The sequence below is a fragment of the Psychrobacter sp. Marseille-P5312 genome, assembly GCF_900291405.1.
GTDB lineage: Bacteria > Pseudomonadota > Gammaproteobacteria > Pseudomonadales > Moraxellaceae > Psychrobacter > Psychrobacter celer.
Genome location: NZ_OLML01000001.1, coordinates 1426395 through 1445000 on the forward strand (window position 1 = coordinate 1426395; position 18606 = coordinate 1445000).

Annotated in this window: 16 protein-coding genes; 5 read left to right on the forward strand and 11 right to left on the reverse strand. The window is 48.3% G+C overall.

Annotated elements, in window-relative coordinates:
• Positions 1-30 precede the first annotated feature (30 nt).
• On the forward strand, positions 31-471 hold the full coding sequence (locus tag C6W44_RS06205) for an MgtC/SapB family protein (protein WP_105244671.1): 441 nt from the start codon (positions 31-33) through the stop codon (positions 469-471).
• A 505-nt stretch (positions 472-976) separates the two neighbouring features.
• Positions 977-1657 carry a CDP-diacylglycerol--glycerol-3-phosphate 3-phosphatidyltransferase gene (gene pgsA, locus C6W44_RS06210; RefSeq protein ID WP_105246491.1) on the forward strand — a complete coding sequence of 227 codons (681 nt, stop codon included), beginning with the start codon at positions 977-979 and terminating at the stop codon, positions 1655-1657.
• A 194-nt stretch (positions 1658-1851) separates the two neighbouring features.
• Here pgsA and C6W44_RS06215 read toward each other — a convergent pair whose 3' ends face one another.
• On the reverse strand, positions 1852-2346 hold the full coding sequence (locus tag C6W44_RS06215; protein ID WP_105244672.1) for a pyridoxamine 5'-phosphate oxidase family protein: 495 nt from the start codon (positions 2344-2346) through the stop codon (positions 1852-1854).
• Positions 2347-3031: 685 nt separating this feature from the next.
• On the opposite strand from C6W44_RS06215, the gene purL reads away from it, so the two are divergent.
• On the forward strand, positions 3032-7039 hold the full coding sequence (gene purL / locus C6W44_RS06220; protein WP_105244673.1) for a phosphoribosylformylglycinamidine synthase: 4008 nt from the start codon (positions 3032-3034) through the stop codon (positions 7037-7039).
• 136 nt (positions 7040-7175) lie between these two features.
• On the opposite strand, the gene C6W44_RS06225 is transcribed toward purL, so the two are convergent.
• From C6W44_RS06225 to C6W44_RS06270, 10 genes are all read right to left on the reverse strand, one after another.
• The gene (locus C6W44_RS06225) at positions 7176-7394 is read right to left on the reverse strand and encodes a hypothetical protein (RefSeq protein WP_105244674.1); all 219 of its coding nucleotides are present in this window, start codon (positions 7392-7394) and stop codon (positions 7176-7178) included.
• Between the two features lie 28 nt (positions 7395-7422).
• Positions 7423-8298, reverse strand: a complete 876-nt coding sequence (locus C6W44_RS06230; protein WP_105244675.1) for an N-acetylmuramoyl-L-alanine amidase — start codon at positions 8296-8298, stop codon at positions 7423-7425.
• 116 nt (positions 8299-8414) lie between these two features.
• Positions 8415-8666: a hypothetical protein gene (locus C6W44_RS06235; protein WP_105244676.1), complete on the reverse strand. Its 252-nt coding sequence runs from the start codon at positions 8664-8666 to the stop codon at positions 8415-8417.
• A 14-nt stretch (positions 8667-8680) separates the two neighbouring features.
• On the reverse strand, positions 8681-9178 hold the full coding sequence (locus tag C6W44_RS06240) for a type II toxin-antitoxin system HicB family antitoxin (RefSeq protein WP_105244677.1): 498 nt from the start codon (positions 9176-9178) through the stop codon (positions 8681-8683).
• Positions 9171-9434 (reverse strand): hexulose-6-phosphate synthase, encoded by a 264-nt coding sequence (locus C6W44_RS06245; protein ID WP_105244678.1) that lies wholly within the window; start codon positions 9432-9434, stop codon positions 9171-9173. Before C6W44_RS06245 ends, C6W44_RS06240 begins: the two co-directional genes overlap by 8 nt.
• Before the next feature lie 203 nt (positions 9435-9637).
• Complete coding sequence (locus tag C6W44_RS06250) at positions 9638-10393, reverse strand: MOSC domain-containing protein (protein ID WP_105244679.1); 756 nt, start codon at positions 10391-10393, stop codon at positions 9638-9640.
• A gap of 183 nt (positions 10394-10576) precedes the next feature.
• Positions 10577-10978 (reverse strand): ribosome silencing factor, encoded by a 402-nt coding sequence (gene rsfS, locus C6W44_RS06255; RefSeq protein WP_075101840.1) that lies wholly within the window; start codon positions 10976-10978, stop codon positions 10577-10579.
• Between the two features lie 201 nt (positions 10979-11179).
• Positions 11180-12088, reverse strand: coding sequence for a nicotinate-nicotinamide nucleotide adenylyltransferase (locus C6W44_RS06260; RefSeq protein WP_105244680.1), 909 nt, complete (start codon positions 12086-12088; stop codon positions 11180-11182).
• Between the two features lie 205 nt (positions 12089-12293).
• The gene (gene pta, locus C6W44_RS06265; RefSeq protein WP_105244681.1) at positions 12294-14441 is read right to left on the reverse strand and encodes a phosphate acetyltransferase; all 2148 of its coding nucleotides are present in this window, start codon (positions 14439-14441) and stop codon (positions 12294-12296) included.
• Positions 14442-14594: 153 nt separating this feature from the next.
• Positions 14595-15827, reverse strand: a complete 1233-nt coding sequence (locus C6W44_RS06270; protein ID WP_105244682.1) for an acetate/propionate family kinase — start codon at positions 15825-15827, stop codon at positions 14595-14597.
• Between the two features lie 739 nt (positions 15828-16566).
• On the opposite strand from C6W44_RS06270, the gene lptM reads away from it, so the two are divergent.
• Positions 16567-16881, forward strand: coding sequence for an LPS translocon maturation chaperone LptM (lptM, locus tag C6W44_RS13395; protein ID WP_227526370.1), 315 nt, complete (start codon positions 16567-16569; stop codon positions 16879-16881).
• A 278-nt stretch (positions 16882-17159) separates the two neighbouring features.
• Entirely contained in the window at positions 17160-18518 is a 1359-nt protein-coding gene (gene lysA, locus C6W44_RS06280; protein ID WP_199774461.1) for a diaminopimelate decarboxylase, read from the forward strand.
• Positions 18519-18606 lie beyond the last annotated feature (88 nt).

Below are 18606 nucleotides of genomic sequence, written 5' to 3' on the forward strand. Positions count from 1 at the left end.
CCCGTTGATAATATCCATGGAGGAGACGCTATGTTTGGATTCGATATAGACTTAGACCTGATGCAGTACCACTTTTTTCAATTGGGTGTTGCCTTTATTTTATCGTTGCCCATCGCGCTCAACCGCGAGATGAAAGACAACGGCGCGGGGCTGAGGACGTTTCCGCTAGTGACGATTGCCTCTTGTGCATTTATGCTGGTGGGTATGGATATCTATGAATCAGCAGGTGAGGCGAGGATTATGTATGCCATCATCACGGGTATGGGCTTTATCGGCGGCGGGGCGATTTTTAAAAACGAGATGGGTTCAAAAGGCACTGCCACGGCGGCCAGCTTATGGAACACGGGCGCAATCGGTATTTCGGTGGCCTATGGTCGCTACGAGATTGCCATTATTCTGTCAGCGGTTGGTTTTTTGATTTTGCAGTTTTCTGAGCCCTTTAAGAGCAAAAAAGAAAAAGACACTCCCTAATCTACTGTAGAAAATTTACCAGCCAAAAAAAAGCCCACAGAGGAGGTGCTGTGGGCTGAGGAAAACTGGACAGGTAGCAAAATCGTGCTACAAGGCAGTGGTGGTATCTTGTTGTTGTTATGCGGTTATTACGTGTTTTCATCGACACTGCATGGCACTAAACACATCAGTAGTATGCTTAAAAGTACTGTACATGGCCGTTTTGGTTCTTATCTACAAAGACATCTAAAAAGATATCTTCGGTACTGACTATACTTACTAAGATTAGGGCAATTATAATCCGTTCAATAGGCAGATATATTTACTTATATATTTAAGTGTACAAGTGTTTTCGTTTGCATGGCTATCATAACGCAACTGATGGTGATTTGGCTACGATTCGGCGATTTTGGTTACATGACATTACGTTTTATCTTTGGGGGCAGTATAAGAGATGGCATGACGGCTTGCGCGAAAAGTGCTAAGCTATCTGCCATTATTATGTCTATATAAAACTGGGTTTGCCATGACTGAGAGTACGCATTTGCATACGCAGGAACCACCAAGTAAGCAAAATACCAAAAGTATTTTTAACTTGCCAAACAATCTGACCATTGCTCGTATCTTGATGATTCCGCTGTTTGTAGCGATTGCTTACTGGCCGCCAGCGATGGGAATTGGCATGCCTGCCATCTCAGATAATGTCATCGCGCGGGTAGGAATGAGTGAGTTTAGCGATAGCTTATTGCGCCATTTATTATTGACGGGTGTGTTTATCTTAGCGGCGATTACCGATTGGCTCGACGGTTATCTTGCTCGTAAGCTCAATGTCACCTCAGCCTTTGGCCGCTTTTTGGACCCTGTCGCTGACAAGCTGATGGTGGCGGCAGCTTTGATTATCCTCGTACAGTGGCACCCAAATATCATCATGGCCATCGCAGCGATTGTGATTATCTCGCGTGAAATCGCGGTATCGGCGCTACGTGAGTGGATGGCTGAGCTGGGCAAAGGCACCAGTGTGGCGGTCTCCTATGTTGGCAAGCTCAAGACCACCTTTCAGATGGTGGCGATTACCGTATTGCTGCTAAACTGGGAGTCGCTTGAAACCATCGGCTATGCGCTTATGGTGGCCGCCGTGGTTTTGACGCTATGGTCGATGATGATTTATCTAAAAGCGGCTTGGCCGTACCTCAAACAAAACGGCTGATATTTAACCCTGTCTATAAAGGCATCTACCGGTCAAAGACCCTAGTTTTTAATACTCGATATGGGCACCTAATATTTAACACCTAATTCCCAGCAAAAAAACGCCAGTCGCATCAGCCACTGGCGTTTTTTGCTATGGTTATCGCTTATATTTATACTTCTTGTTATGTAATACCTCTTATAGCGCGATTGACTCTATAGCGTTACGGAGTTGTTTTCCCCCAGACTGGTCGCTTTTTTGCCATCCATGACCGCAGCGGTGGTCATCTTAAACATATTGACCACTGAGCTACCACTGAGCCAATATTCAGCACCATGTGGCACGACTTTGATGAGCTGGACATTTGGGTCTTCTTTGCCTTGCTCGTAGAACGCATTATAAATCGGCGACCATAGCTCATCGAGCTTTTCTTGGTCTTCAACCAGCTCGGCTTTACCATTGATCGAGACGTAATTTTTGGCGTCTTGGCTGACATAAGCCAAGTTTACTTGTGGGTTTCTTTCGATGTCTTTGACGGTTTCGGTGGTTTTATCACCGATAAACCAAATCTCTTTGGCACCGATACTGGTTTCGCTGGTGGTCATCGGGCAGGCGTGCAGGTGGTCTTCATGCGTACGGGTGGTCATCATGGCAAATTTAACGTCTTTTACCAATTCTTGCACTTTATCGATATGGTCTTGTCTACTCATAGGGATTTCCTTTTCTTTATAGTTTGTTAGGGTTATAGATTGTTGATATTTGATAGTGTGTTATTTGATGGTGACGTCGATTGGCTTTGAGCAGAGAATTTGGATAAAAATATAAAAAAACTCCGCTATCCCGCAACTGCCATCTAGCATAACGACTACTGGCAAAGCATTTATATAGGCTGCCAGTAATGCGATGTGACGGTTTGTAAGGACTATAAGTATTAGGTAAAAATTGTGACGGCATCCATCGAAGCTTGCTGCTTTGCAAATCCTCAATGCTAAACAGATAAGCCAAGTAAGACTATATGAGTAAGGCTATATAGTTAGCTGAATGTAAAACTGTTATGGTTTTAAACGCGCTACTGGTATAAATTTTACTTGCGTGCTGCGTTCCCAGAGGCTGCGCAACCTACATTTAAAAATAGCATCCCAGTAGCGCTATGACATTTTTAGAGTGTATCGACTATATATGCATAAAACATCAGTAAGCGGCAATGCGCCATGCGGCCATAACGGGCAAAAGGGCAGCCATTAGCGCAGCAGATTGCTGCTGCATCAAGTAAAGAAAGCCGTCGCTTTGGCAATTTATCGTGGTTTTGGCCTGCTTATTATGGGGCTTCTTGTTATAATACGCAGACCATTTACTTTGCATGGCAGAGATGCCTTTCTTACGGATTATGCCTTTATGATGACCATCGCCGGACAACCGTTTCTTACCGATTTTCAGACGCAGCAACTCATCAGTCAGTTTCAGCAAAAGACCGAATTAAATGTCAGCCAGATCCATACTCAGCAAGTGTATGTGCTATCACGAAAGCTTGTTGATGAAGAGGCGCAAAAAGCGCGGGACTTGCTGGGCGTCACAGCGGGCACTGAGCTTGTCGCTCCAGAGGACAATCAGATACAAGTGATCGTCGGGCCGCGTTTTGGGACGATCTCGCCATGGGCAAGTAAAGCGACCGATATTTTTAATAACTGCGACATCGCGCTCAATCGCGCTGAGCGTGTCGTGGTATATACCCTCACCGTTGCAGGCGGCACTACGGGCACTGATGGCAAGCTGCCTGCTGTCGCTGAACAGTTGTTATTTGACCGTATGACCCAGAGCTTGGTTTATGACTTAAACGACGTGAGCAAGTTGTTTGATGACGAACCACCAGCGGCGCTCAACCGTATCGATGTGATGGGTGAAGGACGCAGTGCGCTTGAGTCGGCAAATACAGAGTTTGGTTTTGCGCTATCGAGCGAAGATATCGACTATTTGATGAATGCCTATGTCAATGAGCTGCAGCGTAATCCGACCGACGTTGAACTGATGATGTTTGCGCAGGCCAACTCTGAGCATTGCCGTCACAAGATATTCAACGCTGAGTGGACAATCGATGGCGAAGTGCAGCCAAAGTCACTGTTTCAGATGATCAAAAACACCTATCAATCAAACCCGCAAGGCATCTTGTCTGCTTATAAGGACAACGCGGCGGTGATGGTAGGGGCAGAGGGGCTGCGTTATTATCCTATTCCAACCGACGCGATGGATGCCAACTCAATCCATCCGTATGCCTTCCATCAAGAGGCCATCGATATCTTAATGAAAGTCGAAACCCATAACCACCCAACCGCGATTGCTCCTTATGCTGGCGCGGCAACGGGCGCAGGCGGTGAGATTCGTGATGAAGGCGCAACGGGCCGCGGCGGTAAGCCAAAAGCCGGTCTGACAGGCTTTCATGTGTCACATTTGCATATTCCTGAGATGCCTGAGAAGTGGGAGCAGTCTGGTCAATTAAGCACGCAAGACTACGGTACGCCAGATCGTATGGCGACTAGCCTTGAGATTATGACCGAAGCGCCATTAGGCTCGGCCAATTTCTCAAACGAGTTTGGTCGCCCGAACCTATGCGGCTACTTCCGCAGTTTTCAGCTTGATACCTCTGCAGCAAAAGACGGTAGCGAGATGCGCGGCTATCATAAGCCCATCATGCTGGCGGGCGGTTATGGCAATATCAAACGCAACCTCATTGAAAAAAACGCCATTCGCGAAGGGGATTTGCTTATCGTCCTTGGTGGCCCGGCGATGCAAATCGGTCTGGGCGGCGGCGCGGCATCGTCAGTCGATAGCGGTGAGTTGGATGAAGGTTTAGACTTTGCTTCAGTGCAGCGTGATAACGCCGAGATGGAGCGCCGCTGTCAAGAAGTTATCGATCGCTGCTGGGCCTTAGCGGGTAACGATATTGACGCTAGTAATGATAGTCAAGACGGCAATCCAATCGTCTCTATCCATGATGTTGGTGCAGGCGGCCTGTCAAACGCCATGCCAGAGCTGGTCGATGACCATGACATGGGCGCGCATCTGAACTTGCGTAAGATCCCGTCGCTAGAAGCGGGCATGTCACCGATGGCCATCTGGTCAAACGAAGCACAAGAGCGTTATGTCCTTGCCATTCGCCCAGAGAGCAGAGCGCAATTTGATGCGATCTGTGCTCGTGAGCGCTGCCCGTATGCCATCTTGGGTAAAGCCACAGAAGTACGTCAGCTTGTGGTGGATGATGAGCTATTGGACGAGCAGCCAGTCGATATGCCGATGCAAGTATTGCTCGGTGGTACGCCAAAGATGCAGCGCAGCTTTGAGCGTCAAGAGACTGAGTTGCCTGCGCTGGACTTGGCTGATATCAATTTAACCGAATCCATCAAAGACGTGCTACGTCATCCAACTGTCGCGAGCAAGTCTTTCCTTATCAGTATCGGTGACCGCTCGATCACCGGTATGGTGGTACGTGATCAGTATGTGGGCCGCTATCAAGTGCCCGTCGCTGACTGCGCGGTGACAGCATCAGGTCTGGTGGCGCTAGATGGTCAGCCAATGACTGGTGAAGCCATGAGTGTCGGCGAGCGTACGCCTGTCGCCCTTATCAATCCAAAAGCCTCGGCGCGTCTGGCGGTTGGTGAAGCCATTACCAATATCGCCGGCGCCCGTATCGCTCAGCTATCCGATATCACCATGTCGGCGAACTGGATGGCGGCATGTGGCGACGACGCGGAAGACGCGGCATTGTTTGACGCCGTTCACGCAGTCGGTGAAGAGCTATGCCCAGCACTGGGTATTGCGATTCCAGTCGGTAAAGACTCGCTATCGATGCGTGCCAACTGGACGGATAACGATGAAGGTGAAAACCAAGACAAATCAGTCGTCTCGCCTATGAGCTTGGTCGTGACGGCTTTTGCACCGGTCGCTGACGTGGCAAAAACCCTCACCCCTGAGCTGATCAACGGCGACAGTGCGTTTTACCGTATTGACTTATCTAAAGGCAAGCTGCGTCTGGGCGGTTCAATCCTCGCGCAAACGGCAAGCCAATTGGGCAACGAATGTCCCGACCTTGAAAAGCCAAGTGACTTGATCGACTTCTTTAACTTTATCCAAGTGGGTAACGCGCAAGGCGTTATCAGCGCTTATCATGATATCGGTGATGGCGGTCTACTGGCGACGATTGCAGAGATGCAGTTCACCAGCCGTCAAGGTATCAAGCTGTCATTGGCTGATGATAATCTACTCGGTCAGCTGTTCAGTGAAGAGCTGGGCGCGGTCATCCAAGTATTACCAGAAAACGTCGCTGCTCTCATGCAATTAGCAGAAGAATCTAACGTCAGCGATATGCTGAGCCTCGTCGGTCAAAGCACTGAAGAAGACAGCCTTATCATTCAAACCCCTGCTCTTATGGGTGACGATACCCTACGCTTTAGCCGTTCTGAGCTGCAGCAAGAGTGGAGCCAAGTCAGCTACCAAATCGCCCGCCGCCGTGACAACCCAGCGTGCGTTCAGCAAGAGTATGACTTGATCTCTGATGCCAGCCATCAAGGTCTGATCGCAGCGCCAAACTTTGATCTGAACCAAAAAATTGAAGAGCCATATTTAGCTAGCCGTGAAAGCAAACCAAGAGTCGCTATCCTACGCGAGCAAGGCGTCAATGGTCAGACCGAGATGGCAGCAGGCTTTACCCAAGCGGGCTTTGAAGCGGTCGACGTGCACATGAGCGACTTGCTAGAAGGCCGTATCAATCTACGTGACTTCGACGGCTTGGTCGCCTGTGGCGGCTTTAGTTACGGTGATGTACTTGGCGCAGGCTCAGGCTGGGCGAACTCTATCTTGTTCCATGACGAGCTGCGTATGCAGTTTGTGCGCTTTTTTGCCCGTCCGGATACCTTTAGCTTAGGTGTCTGTAACGGCTGTCAGATGATGGCGCAGCTCAAAGACCTCATCCCAGGGGCGGAAAACTTTCCACGCTTTATCGCCAATAAATCAGCGCGATTTGAAGCGCGTACGGTCAACGTTAAAGTCGAGCGTACCAAGTCCATCCTGTTCAAAGGCATGCAAGACAGCATCTTGCCAATCGCTGTGGCGCATGGTGAAGGCTATGCCACCCTGGATAACACCGAGATCGACGGTATGGCGAAACATGGTCAGCTTGCGATGCGTTATGTCGATAGCCAAGGTCATCCAACCGAGACGTATCCGCTCAATCCAAACGGCTCGCTCGGCGGGATCACCGGTCTATGTAGCACTGACGGCCGCGTCACCATCATGATGCCGCACCCTGAGCGTAACCTAAAAGCCTATAACCACAGCTGGAAACCAGAAGCATGGGATGAGGACGGCGCGTGGATGCGTATGTTCCGTAACGCCCGTGCATGGTTGCGTTAGGATAGTTTGAGTTAGTTTAGAATATTGTTTGAGGTAATAAAAAAAGGTGGGCGTAATGCTCACCTTTTTTTGTCTTGGGTTTATGATTTGGTTCTATATGAGAGAAAAATTACCGTATAGAAGGTTTTTCAATCGATTACTCATCCTCTGAATGTTCATTAGTATTCTTCTGAGCCTCAGCAATCAACTCATGAATTCTAGCGCTTTCTCTTAGCACGCAAGCCTCATAAGCCGACAGCTGCTCAGGCTCTTGTTCTTTTTGCTTTTCTTGTTCCTGCTCTTGTCTGGCTTTCTCTTCTAGGTATCTCTGTAGCTCGTCTTGTTCATTTTGCTCGTTGTATTGTGAGTTAGTCATGGACTATGTCTCCTAATGTTTTTATCACTTAATAAAAATCATCCCGACCAGCATATTTATGATTGAGTGCGCGTAGTATCGCATACGTCTCCAAATCCATCTCGCCCGTTGGTCGCTGCGGGCGAAAATGTAGCTGAAACGCGTAGACGACATCTCGGCTGGCTTTGTCCCACGCGTCTGTGTCATTGATTTGATAACCGTAATCACGAAACGCTTGCTTAATCTCGGGTATCGTCGCTGCGGCAAAGGCGTCTAGATGCATAAAGAACTGCTTATCAAATTCATCATACCAAGCGCCGATGCCATACTCATCGTACAGTCGCTGCCAAGGGAACTTGGCACCGGGGTCGATTTTACGTGATGGCGCTATATCAGCATGGCCGACGATGTTCTTCGGCGGGATGTCATAGCGCTTGGCGATATCTTGCACCAGCTCGGCGACCTTTTTAATCTGTAATTCATCAAATGCGATATAGTGCTCGTACGGATGATAGTCGAGCGCGCCATTGTTTAGAGCGTTGCGATATTCAGGTTTGATACCTGCATTTACAATCTCGATGCCGATGGAGGTATCGTTAAGTATCGTCCTACCGGCAAACCCGCTGTCGCCTGCATGCCAAGCGCGCTCGCTCTCATCTACCAAGCTATAAATCTTATCATCGTGTCTATCCAAAATCAGATAATGGGTGCTGACATTGCCTGTGGTCAAAGTCTTTATCGAGCGCTCATTGTCTGAGACGGTGTAGTGCAGGACGATGGTTTTGATGCGCTGGCTTTTGCCAGTCGATTGATAAGTGTCGCTATCGACGCTGTAGCTTTTGGTGGTGGCGACTGGTGAAGTGGTCGTGACGCAGCCAACCAAAGGCAGGGTTAAGCCAAGTGCTAAGAAGATGTTTTTTACCATGAAATGCTCTGAATTATAAAATAGGCTAAATACAAAAGAGGTGAACTAAAAAGTTCACCTCTTTTGTAGAATAAGAATTTGTAAATTTCTTGTTCACTAAATATATTAGAAACTTCTTAATCTATTAAGCAACTAGCATCAACAGCATTTTCAGTATTCTCATTCACTTTTATGAGGTTTATGGCGTTAAATTCTATTATCAATCCTTGAGTAGACTTATCTTCAGTATTGGATTTGATTTGACCTCCCGTTATATCAGGAACAATCACCGCTAGATAATGACCCTCGTTAATTTCTTCATTTCTTAAAATAAGTTCTGTTAACTCAGTCATTGTATATATAGCTTTGATATTATTATCTTTAGTCATAACTTTTACCTCTATTACTGTACAGCTTGTGAAACAGTAAATGTTTTGGGCTCAATTGAATATTCATAATCAAAATCAATCTCAGAACCCACTGTAAAATAACTTTTAGGATGGGTAAATTGTTTAATAAAGGCTTCTTTATCGACAAAAACAAAACTATCTTTGATCGTCTTCTCTTCGAAGTATTCTGTTACACACTTAGAGATGAAACTATTTAAAGTAATACCTAACATATTAGACTCGTGAATACTCTTACGATGCATCATCTCAGACATACGGATATTGAAAGTACCACTACAAGGTTTATCAGGACATTTACCTTCCTCTGCACACATCTCTAAATATTCATCAACTGCCAATTCAAATGATAGTTTCAGTTCTGTTAATGTGTCACCATCATACATAATGAGGTCTCTAATCATTTGAACCTTACCAAAAAGACACATGTCTTCTGTACTGAAATCTATTGAACCAGTATAGCCTTTATAAGAAAAATGTTGTTTATTACTCATCTTCTAGCCAGACCTTATTGTCATTAAAATGTTGAATAACTTCACGTATATAACATCTCTTCATTACTTTCTCAGGATGAGGTTCATGAAAAACCATAGACAAACTTGTACTTTTATTTACAAATTTTCTTCCAGAACCACCTTTAGCATTGGATACTAAATAGCCATGTAAAGACATTATTTTGACAAACTCATTCCATGTAAAGTCAGAAGGAACAGTTTTAAATCTTTTAACTAATTTTTCTGACTTAGACATATAGTACCTAACAGGTCGTGTTATTTGCAACTACTTTATAGTTGCATAGTTATTAATGAAGTGGTGGATACAATATATAGTGTTTTTATGAGAATGTATTACTACATATTGTTTTATACAATAGTTTATAAAATAAAATTGCAAAATGCTAGATTATTTTTATAAAAGTAATGTGTTAGAAAGCTATTCTCTAGTTTCTATGCTCAAACTTTCCGCACCTTCTTCCGAAGCACTTTCTTCCAACTCTCTTCCAAGCACTCAATCGACAGCCATGGCTCAATCACCTCAGCGTCAAACTTCTCTTTTGCGTTCGAGAGTTCCCATAAGGTCTCTAACGTGGCAAACGGGTAGGGGCGCTTGACCAGATAGACAGGCAAACCTGCATCGACCATCCCATCGCGCACCACCTGAAAGTACCAGCCAGCGATGCCTTGTTTGCTTACCCATGCCGCGATGTTGGGCACTTTGGTAAACTGGCCGATTTGGTCGTTTATTTTGTAGCAAGGCCGGCGCGGCTGGACGATACGCAGCTGGAGGCTGGCAGCATTCTCTATTTCACCATACTGAAAAACATCACCGATACAGACGCTAGACTCTTCCATCTCAGGCAGGTCATTTACTGCTTCAGTGATGAGGTTTTCGCCGAGTGTGCCGACCCGTACGTTAAGGTCAAACGCTGCATTGATCTTGGTATAAGTGGCGCGCGGCAGCTGGTGCACCGCTTTTAGCGGGCCGCCATGATGCTTACGATCGGCTTGTTCGTCTGTGGTCAAGCCCATAAAGTCAACGGCGACAGGGGCGCTAATCGGTGCTTTGTCAATCGCGCTCATGGCTTCGCGGGCGAATGGCATGGCTTTGCCTGCGCGCACCTCTATCAAGGTCGCGATATGCAGCGGTAACGGGTGATTAAAATCTGTATGAACGTTTGGGGTAGCGGTGTTGGCAATGGCAGTGCTCATGGCGTGTCCTAGTAGATGATTATCTAGAGATAAAATGATTTTATCATGACATCATAGTAGCGCAAACGCGGTGCAGTTGCAGTCTTGTTGACCAAAACCCAAAAAAAAGACCAGACGGATTCGCTGATCTTTTTTGTATCACTTGTATATGCGTCTGTAGAAAAGACATCTGGTGGCCGTAGATTAATTGCGGCGACCGGCTTTCTTTTCGCGCGGGGTAGCGACCAGCTCAGCTAGGCTCTCAGGCGATGACCACAGACCCTCTAGGTCATAAAACTCGCGGGCTTGCGGGGTCATCATATGCACGACGACAGCCCCTAAGTCGATCAAGGTCCAATCCGAGTCGTTACCGCCTTCACGGCCAAGTGGCATAAAGCCTGCTTGCTTGACTTCGGCTCCGACGCTGTCAGCCATCGCGCGGACATGGCGCTTTGAGGTACCGTTTGCGATGACGATACGCTCCATGACATCGGTTAGGCTCTCTACATTCATCACGGTGATGTTTTTTGCTTTCATGTCATCGAGGGCGCTTTCTACAACGGCTAAGCATTCTTTTAAACGGTCGTCAGTCATGGTATTGGTCATAAATTTTCATCTCTTAAATCGTAAATATATAAAATAAAATGTTAAAGCGTCCGTCTGCCTAGGACGACATTGTCAAAGTGACCATTATGTCAAAGTGGCTAGCAAGCCAGTAGTCCAACCATTAGCCAAAACATCAGTCAGCGTATCAGCAGTCAAGTCCTAGAGGGGCAAGCATGGCAAAATAACAAAGATAAGGCGATTTTAACGGAATTGCGCCGCAGAATATAGCTGATGGGCGATAATATAATGATAAACAGCAGGATTTAGCCATTTAGCGAGTGGATCGGGCGGGTTCATAATAGCATTGATAGCGGATGCTGCGGTCATTTGCTCGTCTATAACTGGCTTGGTATGGTTGCCAGCCGCGCTATCAGGTGCCGCTTCGCTATCACCACGGGGCTGCTGCTGTAGCGTTTGCCGTATCTGCGTGCTGGAGATGGCTGCTACTTGCCGCATATCTATATAAATGCGGCCAGACGCTGGGTTTTTCAAGACCGCCTGCTCTATCGTAGGGTCTGTAGGCGTTTGAATAAAAGAAGGCTGAGAGATAGGCTGGGTCAATGCCGCTGGCGAGTCGGTGACTGCCGTCTGCAAAGGTGTGGGCAGCCAATCTTGCAGCGCTTGTCTGGCGTTATCCGTATCAGGGACTGGCATAGTATCGCGATAAAAGACCCACAGATGTACATAATCGGTCAGCTGTAGACCATCTTGCCATTTATCCAAACTGCGGGCGCTGTCCATACCCATGATAAATATCAAGCTGTCGGCAGGATAACGCTGGCGCAGGGTGCGTACGCTATCGATGGTATAGACAGGCGGCGGCTGCCAAATCTCAAGCTCATCTATGTATAGTGGCGTGCCTTGTATCGCCAGCTTTAGCATGGCCAAACGATGCTTAGGGTCGCTGCTTTGGCGCTTGAAGGGTGAGCGCGAATTGGGCAACAACGACACATAAAGCGCGCGCTGCTGCGCTTGGGCGAGTGGTAGCAGGCTTTGATAGACTGCCATCGCCATCTGTACATGCCCGCGATGGACAGGGTCAAACGAGCCGCCAAGATAGGCGCGAATGGCAGGTGCAGGTTGCGCAGGTTGCAGGGCGGTGTTTGACATAGATAAACGAATAAAAAGCGGATAAAAATATAGTGGCTCAAAGACGTGAGATGAACTATAGCATCATTGTAAGCGTGTGGCAGTAGATGTCATGAAAAGCGCGTTATATTTGCTTAAATCTCACTAATAAAAAACCGACCATCAGTATGACAGTCGGTTAAATAACAGAAAGATAAAAGACAGTGCGACGTAAGCCAAGCGGTGATTAAATCAAGTCGCTATAGGCTTGGATGGCGGTCAGGGCGATGGTATAGATGATATCATCGACCAGTGCGCCGCGAGATAAGTCATTTACCGGCTTGTTGAGACCTTGTAGCATGGGGCCGACGCTGACCACATTGGCACTACGCTGTACGGCCTTATAAGTGGTGTTGCCCGTGTTTAGGTCTGGGAAGATAAAGACATTGGCTTGGCCTGCGACCGGTGAGTCGGGCGCTTTTTGTTTGCCGACACTCATCACAGAGGCAGCATCATACTGTAGCGGGCCATCGACTTTTAGCTCAGGTGCCCGCTCGCGGACGATTTGGGTGGCACGCGTGACTTTTTCCACATCCGCGCCGCTCCCTGATGAGCCAGTAGAGTAGCTGATCATGGCAACTTTTGGATCGATACCAAAGGCGGCGGCCGACTGCGCTGACTGAATAGCAATCTCGGCAAGCTCTTCGGCATTTGGATCTGGGTTGATGGCGCAGTCACCATAGACCACCACTTGCTCAGGCAACAGCATAAAGAACACTGACGATACTAAGGAGTATTGCGGTGCGGTTTTGATGAGCTGAAAGGCAGGACGCACAGTGTTTGCCGTGGTATGAATAGCACCAGATACCAAGCCGTCGACTTCGTCTAGCTGTAGCATGACCGTTCCTAAATAGACCGTGTCTTTTAGGTATTCGGCGGCCACTTCTGCACTGGTCTTGCCTTTGCGGCGCTCGACGACAGCAGTGATATATTTGCTCATATCAAGGCTATCGGGATCGATGATCTCAAGGTCATCAGGAATGGTCAGATCGCGGTTTTTGGCCACTTGCTCGACATCGGCTCGCTTGGCGAGCAGCACACAGTTGGCGATACCGCGGCTTTGACAGATGCAGGCCGCTTCGACTGTACGTGGTTCCGCGCCTTCTGGTAGGACGATGCGTTTTTTGGCATGTTGGGCTTTTTTGACCACTTGATGACGAAACGCAGAAGGCGACAGGCGCGGCTCATGGTTTTGGCTAAAGTACGTCTTAATCCAGCTCAAATCTAGGTGCGCGGCCACATAACGCGCCACTTCATCAGCGCGCTCGGTGTCGTCACTTGGAATCTCAGAGCTCATATGCACAAGGCTCTGTACCGTCTCGTAGCTGTCGGATTCGACACTCATGACCGGAATGCCCGTTTTGAGCGCTGACTGCCATAGCTCAGCGACGGTGGCACTTGGCTCGACGCCGCCTGTCAATACCAGCCCTGCCAGCGGGATACCATTGATACAGGCCAAGCCTGCGGCCAATAGCAAATCATCGCGATCGCCTGGTACGACGATCAGGGTGCCGCGTTTAAACACCTCGTCGACACGTGACACCGAGCGCGCGGTGAGGCTAATGCGGGTGATGCGGCGCGATTTGGCTTCGCCGACGTTGAGCCACTTGGCATCGAGCTCGGTGGCGATATCCCACGTGCGAGGCACAGACAATGAGTCACTAAACGGCACCACCCCGATCAGGCGAAATGCATCGGTATTAAAAGTAGGGGAGAGGCGCTGCACCTCTTGCATAAAGGTGTCATCTAAGCTGACGATGGCCTCGCCTGGTGCGACGGGCTGCGTCTCAAAGGTATTTGGCACGTCGTGTACGCGCATCAAAATCACCCCAAGGGTGCGGGCGTCGACGATACCGCCGAACTCGCGCGCGTGCACATCGATTTTATCTGCCAAATGCGCCGGATTTTTGGTGTCGGCAGTGCTGACAAAGATGATTTTGGCATCGAGTGCGTGGGCGATGGCGCGGTTGATTTGTGAGGCATAAGAGGTTTCTGTGGTTGGCACCAGACCTTCACAGATGACCACGTCATGATTGTCGCCAATCGTATGATAATTGACCACCACTTCTTCCATCAAGTCGTCTAGGTTGTCATCGCCCAGCATACGCTCAACGCGCTGACGGCTGATCGATTTTGGTGGGTTGAGACCAAAAGCATGCATGGTCAAAGCGCTGGTACTGTCCAAGCTATGCTGCTTATCAAAGGTATCATCTTGCAAAAACGGCTTCATAAAGCCGGCTTTGATACCGTTATAATCAAAAGCGCGAATCAGGCCGAGCGCCGCTGATGTCACACCGATACCGCGACTAATGGGAACAAGTAAAATGGTTTGCATAGTGTATCCTACGGTTTATTGTATTTTTAAAGCGTGTTCATCCTTGCCAGAATGAGTCAGATAGATGCCGCGCTTTTTGATAGCGATCATCAAAGGCACGGACAAAAATGCTGACAAACCCATCCTCACGATGGATCTGTCAGCAGACAGAACCTAGGTGAGGCTCAAGGCTTCACGGGTTTCTTGAGCGATGCGGCATTCTTCGTCCGTTGGGACGACCCAAAGCTCCAAATGGCTGTCCTCTGCGTGGAAACTGCCTTCGCTACCGCCAAACAGCCCTGCGTTTTTGTTGGCATCGACCTTGATACCAAAATGACGCATCACCTCTAAGATACGAGTACGCGTGGTGACCGAGTTTTCACCGATACCACCGGTAAAGACGATACCCGTCAGCTCAGGCAGCGCACAGCTTAAGCTGGCCAGATATTTACCCACGCGGTAGCAGAACATCTCGATAGCCAGTTTGGCATCTTGGTGGCCTTCGTTGGCGGCTTGCTCGATGGTACGTAAATCATTGGATAAGCCTGAAATACCCAGCAGCCCACTTTCGTTATTGAGCATCTTATCGGTTTCTTCTAAGCTCATATCGAGCTGGCGCTTGAGATGAATATGCAAGCTTGGGTCAACATCGCCGCTGCGCGTGCCCATCATCAGCCCTTCAAGCGGCGTCAAACCCATACTGGTATCCAGACTTTCACCATTATAGACAGCCGTCGCCGAGCAGCCATTACCTAGGTGCGCGGTCAGCCAGCCATGTGGGCCCTTTGTTTGAGTGATTTCACTGGCGCGCTCTGAGACATAGGCATGAGAGGTGCCATGAAAGCCATAGCGGCGGATTTTATGCTCTTCGTAGAGAGCTTTTGGTACTGGGTAGCGAAATGCCACTGGCGGCATGGTTTGGTGAAAGGCGGTATCAAAAACCACCACCTGCGGAATCTCGGGATAAATTGCTTGTACTGCTTCGATACCGAGCGCATTGGCAGGGTTATGGAGCGGTGCCAATACTTTTAAGCGTTTGACTTCTTCTAACACATGCTGATCGACACGCACCGCTTCTGAATACTCGCGGCCGCCATGCACCACGCGGTGGCCGACAGCAATAAAGTGATATTGCTCAAGTAACTCAAGGATTTTTTTCAAGGCCAGTTCATGACGACCGCCAGCGATGGCGATTTCTAGCTTTTCACCATTTAGCGTTGTGTGTTTGATGCGCGCAGTGTCGAGGCCTAAGTTTTCGGCCAGCCCAGTGATACGGATAGAGTTGTCTTCGCTGATGAGGGCGTATTTGATAGAAGAAGAACCGCAGTTGAGGACTAAGGTAGGGTTGGTTAGGGTGGATGTTTCTGCATTTTGGTCGTAAAAATTGGGATTTAGGCTGTCGCTCATATTCTCTCTATCCTTAGATGATTTTTGTTAAATGGTGACTCAACAAATGAGTCGCAGGGTAATACACAAAAACCAGCGATATCCAAGCTGACATAGGTCACGCAAGCATATGGCTGATTTGAGGTATCCTTGGCTGTCACGGTCGATCAGTGTGTGTTGAGTTGCCCGCTAGCACCCAAACACAGTCTCAAGGTCCGTCTATAATGTAACACATTTTTGTGGCTATACCATGATAACTATCGGGGTTAAATCCATAAATCGTTGCTTGGCAAATACAACTGTACACCGAGTGTAGTCAATGTCTATCGAGCGCTAACACAAAAAATAGCAGCCAATAAAAATTGTAAGAAAGTTTGTCTAAATCAGGATAATGCGCTTTTTTGTGCTTAAAAACTGTCCGTTTGTCCGCCAGTAAAACGATGAGGAATTTATTACCCTATCATGTTCAGTATAGGGGGCGCTTTATGTCATAATGCGATTACCCAATCCGCCCATGGACGCTTTTTTGGCGGACTCATTCGCTTATTTATAGTCGATTCTAAATAAAACAGATACACTATATTTCGACGCGGAACTGGCATAAATTTTTTTGGCGTGCTGTGCCTGCGCAGACAGATGTGGCGCAAAATTCATCCCAGTCGCACTGTATCAGTTTTTATACTGAGCTCACTATATATTGTTATATACATCATACTGTTATATACACCATTATCGGTCATTCACATAGGTCATCCACGCTATGCTTTTCATTCGCCACTCGACCCATCTCCAGAACGCGACCAGCGCAGTCGCCCATCGCCGCGTCAGCCTTACTTCTATGAAGCCAGTACTTATCATGAGTGCCGTATCACTGCTGGTTTTGTCAGGCTGCGGGCAAAAGGGTGGTCTGTATCTGGTGGATGATAGTCGCCAAACGGTGCAGCAAAGCACAGAGACGATCGACAGTACCAGCCATCCGCAAGATACCGCCTTTGCTGGTATTGATGATGATAAGCATCAGCCGCGCGATGATTGGCAGCTACCAGCGCCCAGTACCGATCCCAACGACTACTAAGGCAAATGACCAAATTAGTAAATTATGAATTCACTAATTCACTAATTCACTAATTCACTAATTCACTAAGCAACTAGCAACTAAGCATCGCAGGGTAGCCGCTCTTAGTATAAGCCAGCTTGTGAGCTTGATTGTCTCAGTGTCCACACTGTTATGGCAGTGTTTGGGAGTCGTTTATATGCTAGCCATACCATCTTTGATAGGGCTGTTGCCGCGCTAGTCGTGCATTTTTGTCCTTGCCATCTTTTTAATACCTTGATCAATGTAGAGATATTTATATGAGTCATTCTGAGCAAAAAATCGGCGAATCCGTCACTACCCATACCGCACAAGGGCTGTATATCGAACCGCAGGCGCTCACCGCCCATCTGCCTGCGCTGGCTTATCGCGATGGCGCACTGCATATGGAGCAGGTCAATATCGATGAGTTGGTCGAGCACTACGGCACGCCATGCTATGTATACTCCAAACAAGCAATATTGGACGTTTATCACGCCTATAGCAAAAGCTTTGCCAGCGTAGAGCATCAGATATGCTACGCCGTAAAAGCCAACTCAAACCTTGCGGTGCTAGGGGTGCTGGCACAGGCGGGCGCTGGGTTTGATATCGTCTCACGCGGCGAGCTGATGCGCGTGCTGGCGGCAGGTGGTAGGGCTGATCGCGTGGTATTCTCAGGCGTCGGTAAAACCTATGGCGATATTGAGTATGCCCTCACCCAAGGTATCGGCTGCTTTAACATCGAGTCTATCAGCGAGCTTGCGTTGATCAACGAGGTAGCAAAGACGCTGGATAAGCCTGCACCGATCTCGCTACGTGTCAATCCAGACGTCGATGCCAAGACCCATCCGTATATCTCAACGGGCCTAAAAGACAATAAGTTTGGTGTCGCGCACCAAGAAGCGCTCGCGCTCTATCAGCAAGCCGCGACTTTGTCGCATATCGAGATTGTCGGTATTGATTGTCATATTGGCTCGCAGCTGACAGAAGTGGCGCCTTTTGTGGCGGCATTAGATAAAGTCATTGAGCTGATACAGGGCTTACGTGATAACGGTATTGAGCTGCGCCATATCGATTTGGGCGGGGGACTTGGCGTCCGCTATATCGACGAGATGCCAGTATCTATCGAGGACTTTGCGCAAGCGTTACTGCCTAAGCTAAGTGAGCTAGGATTGACAGTGTTTTTTGAGCCGGGCCGTAGCATCGTGGCCAATGCAGGCGTGCTGTTGACCCGCGTCGATGTCCTCAAGCCGACGGCGCACAAAAACTTTGCCATCGTCGATGCGGCAATGAATGATTTGATCCGTCCAGCGCTCTATCAGGCTGAAATGGCAGTGATACCAACTGTGCTGCCAAGCGCTGGTATCGAGACGGCTGATACCCAAGCGTGGGATATCGTCGGCGCTATCTGTGAGACGGGCGACTTTTTGGCAAAAGATCGTCTGCTACCCTTACAGACAGGCGATACGCTAGCCATCACAGGAGCGGGGGCTTATGGCTTTACCATGAGTAGTAACTACAACTCGCGCCCGCGCGCCAGTGAAGTCATGGTAGCGGGCGAGCGTCATCAACTGATTCGACAGCGCGAGACAGTCGAGGCGCTCTATGCAGATGAGCGGCTGTGGCAGGACGCGCCCTAGCCAGTATGGCCGAACTGATGACGATAATTGGGTATTTAACGGTGATAATTATCATTGTATCTGACAGCGTGCTAATATAACGCATACA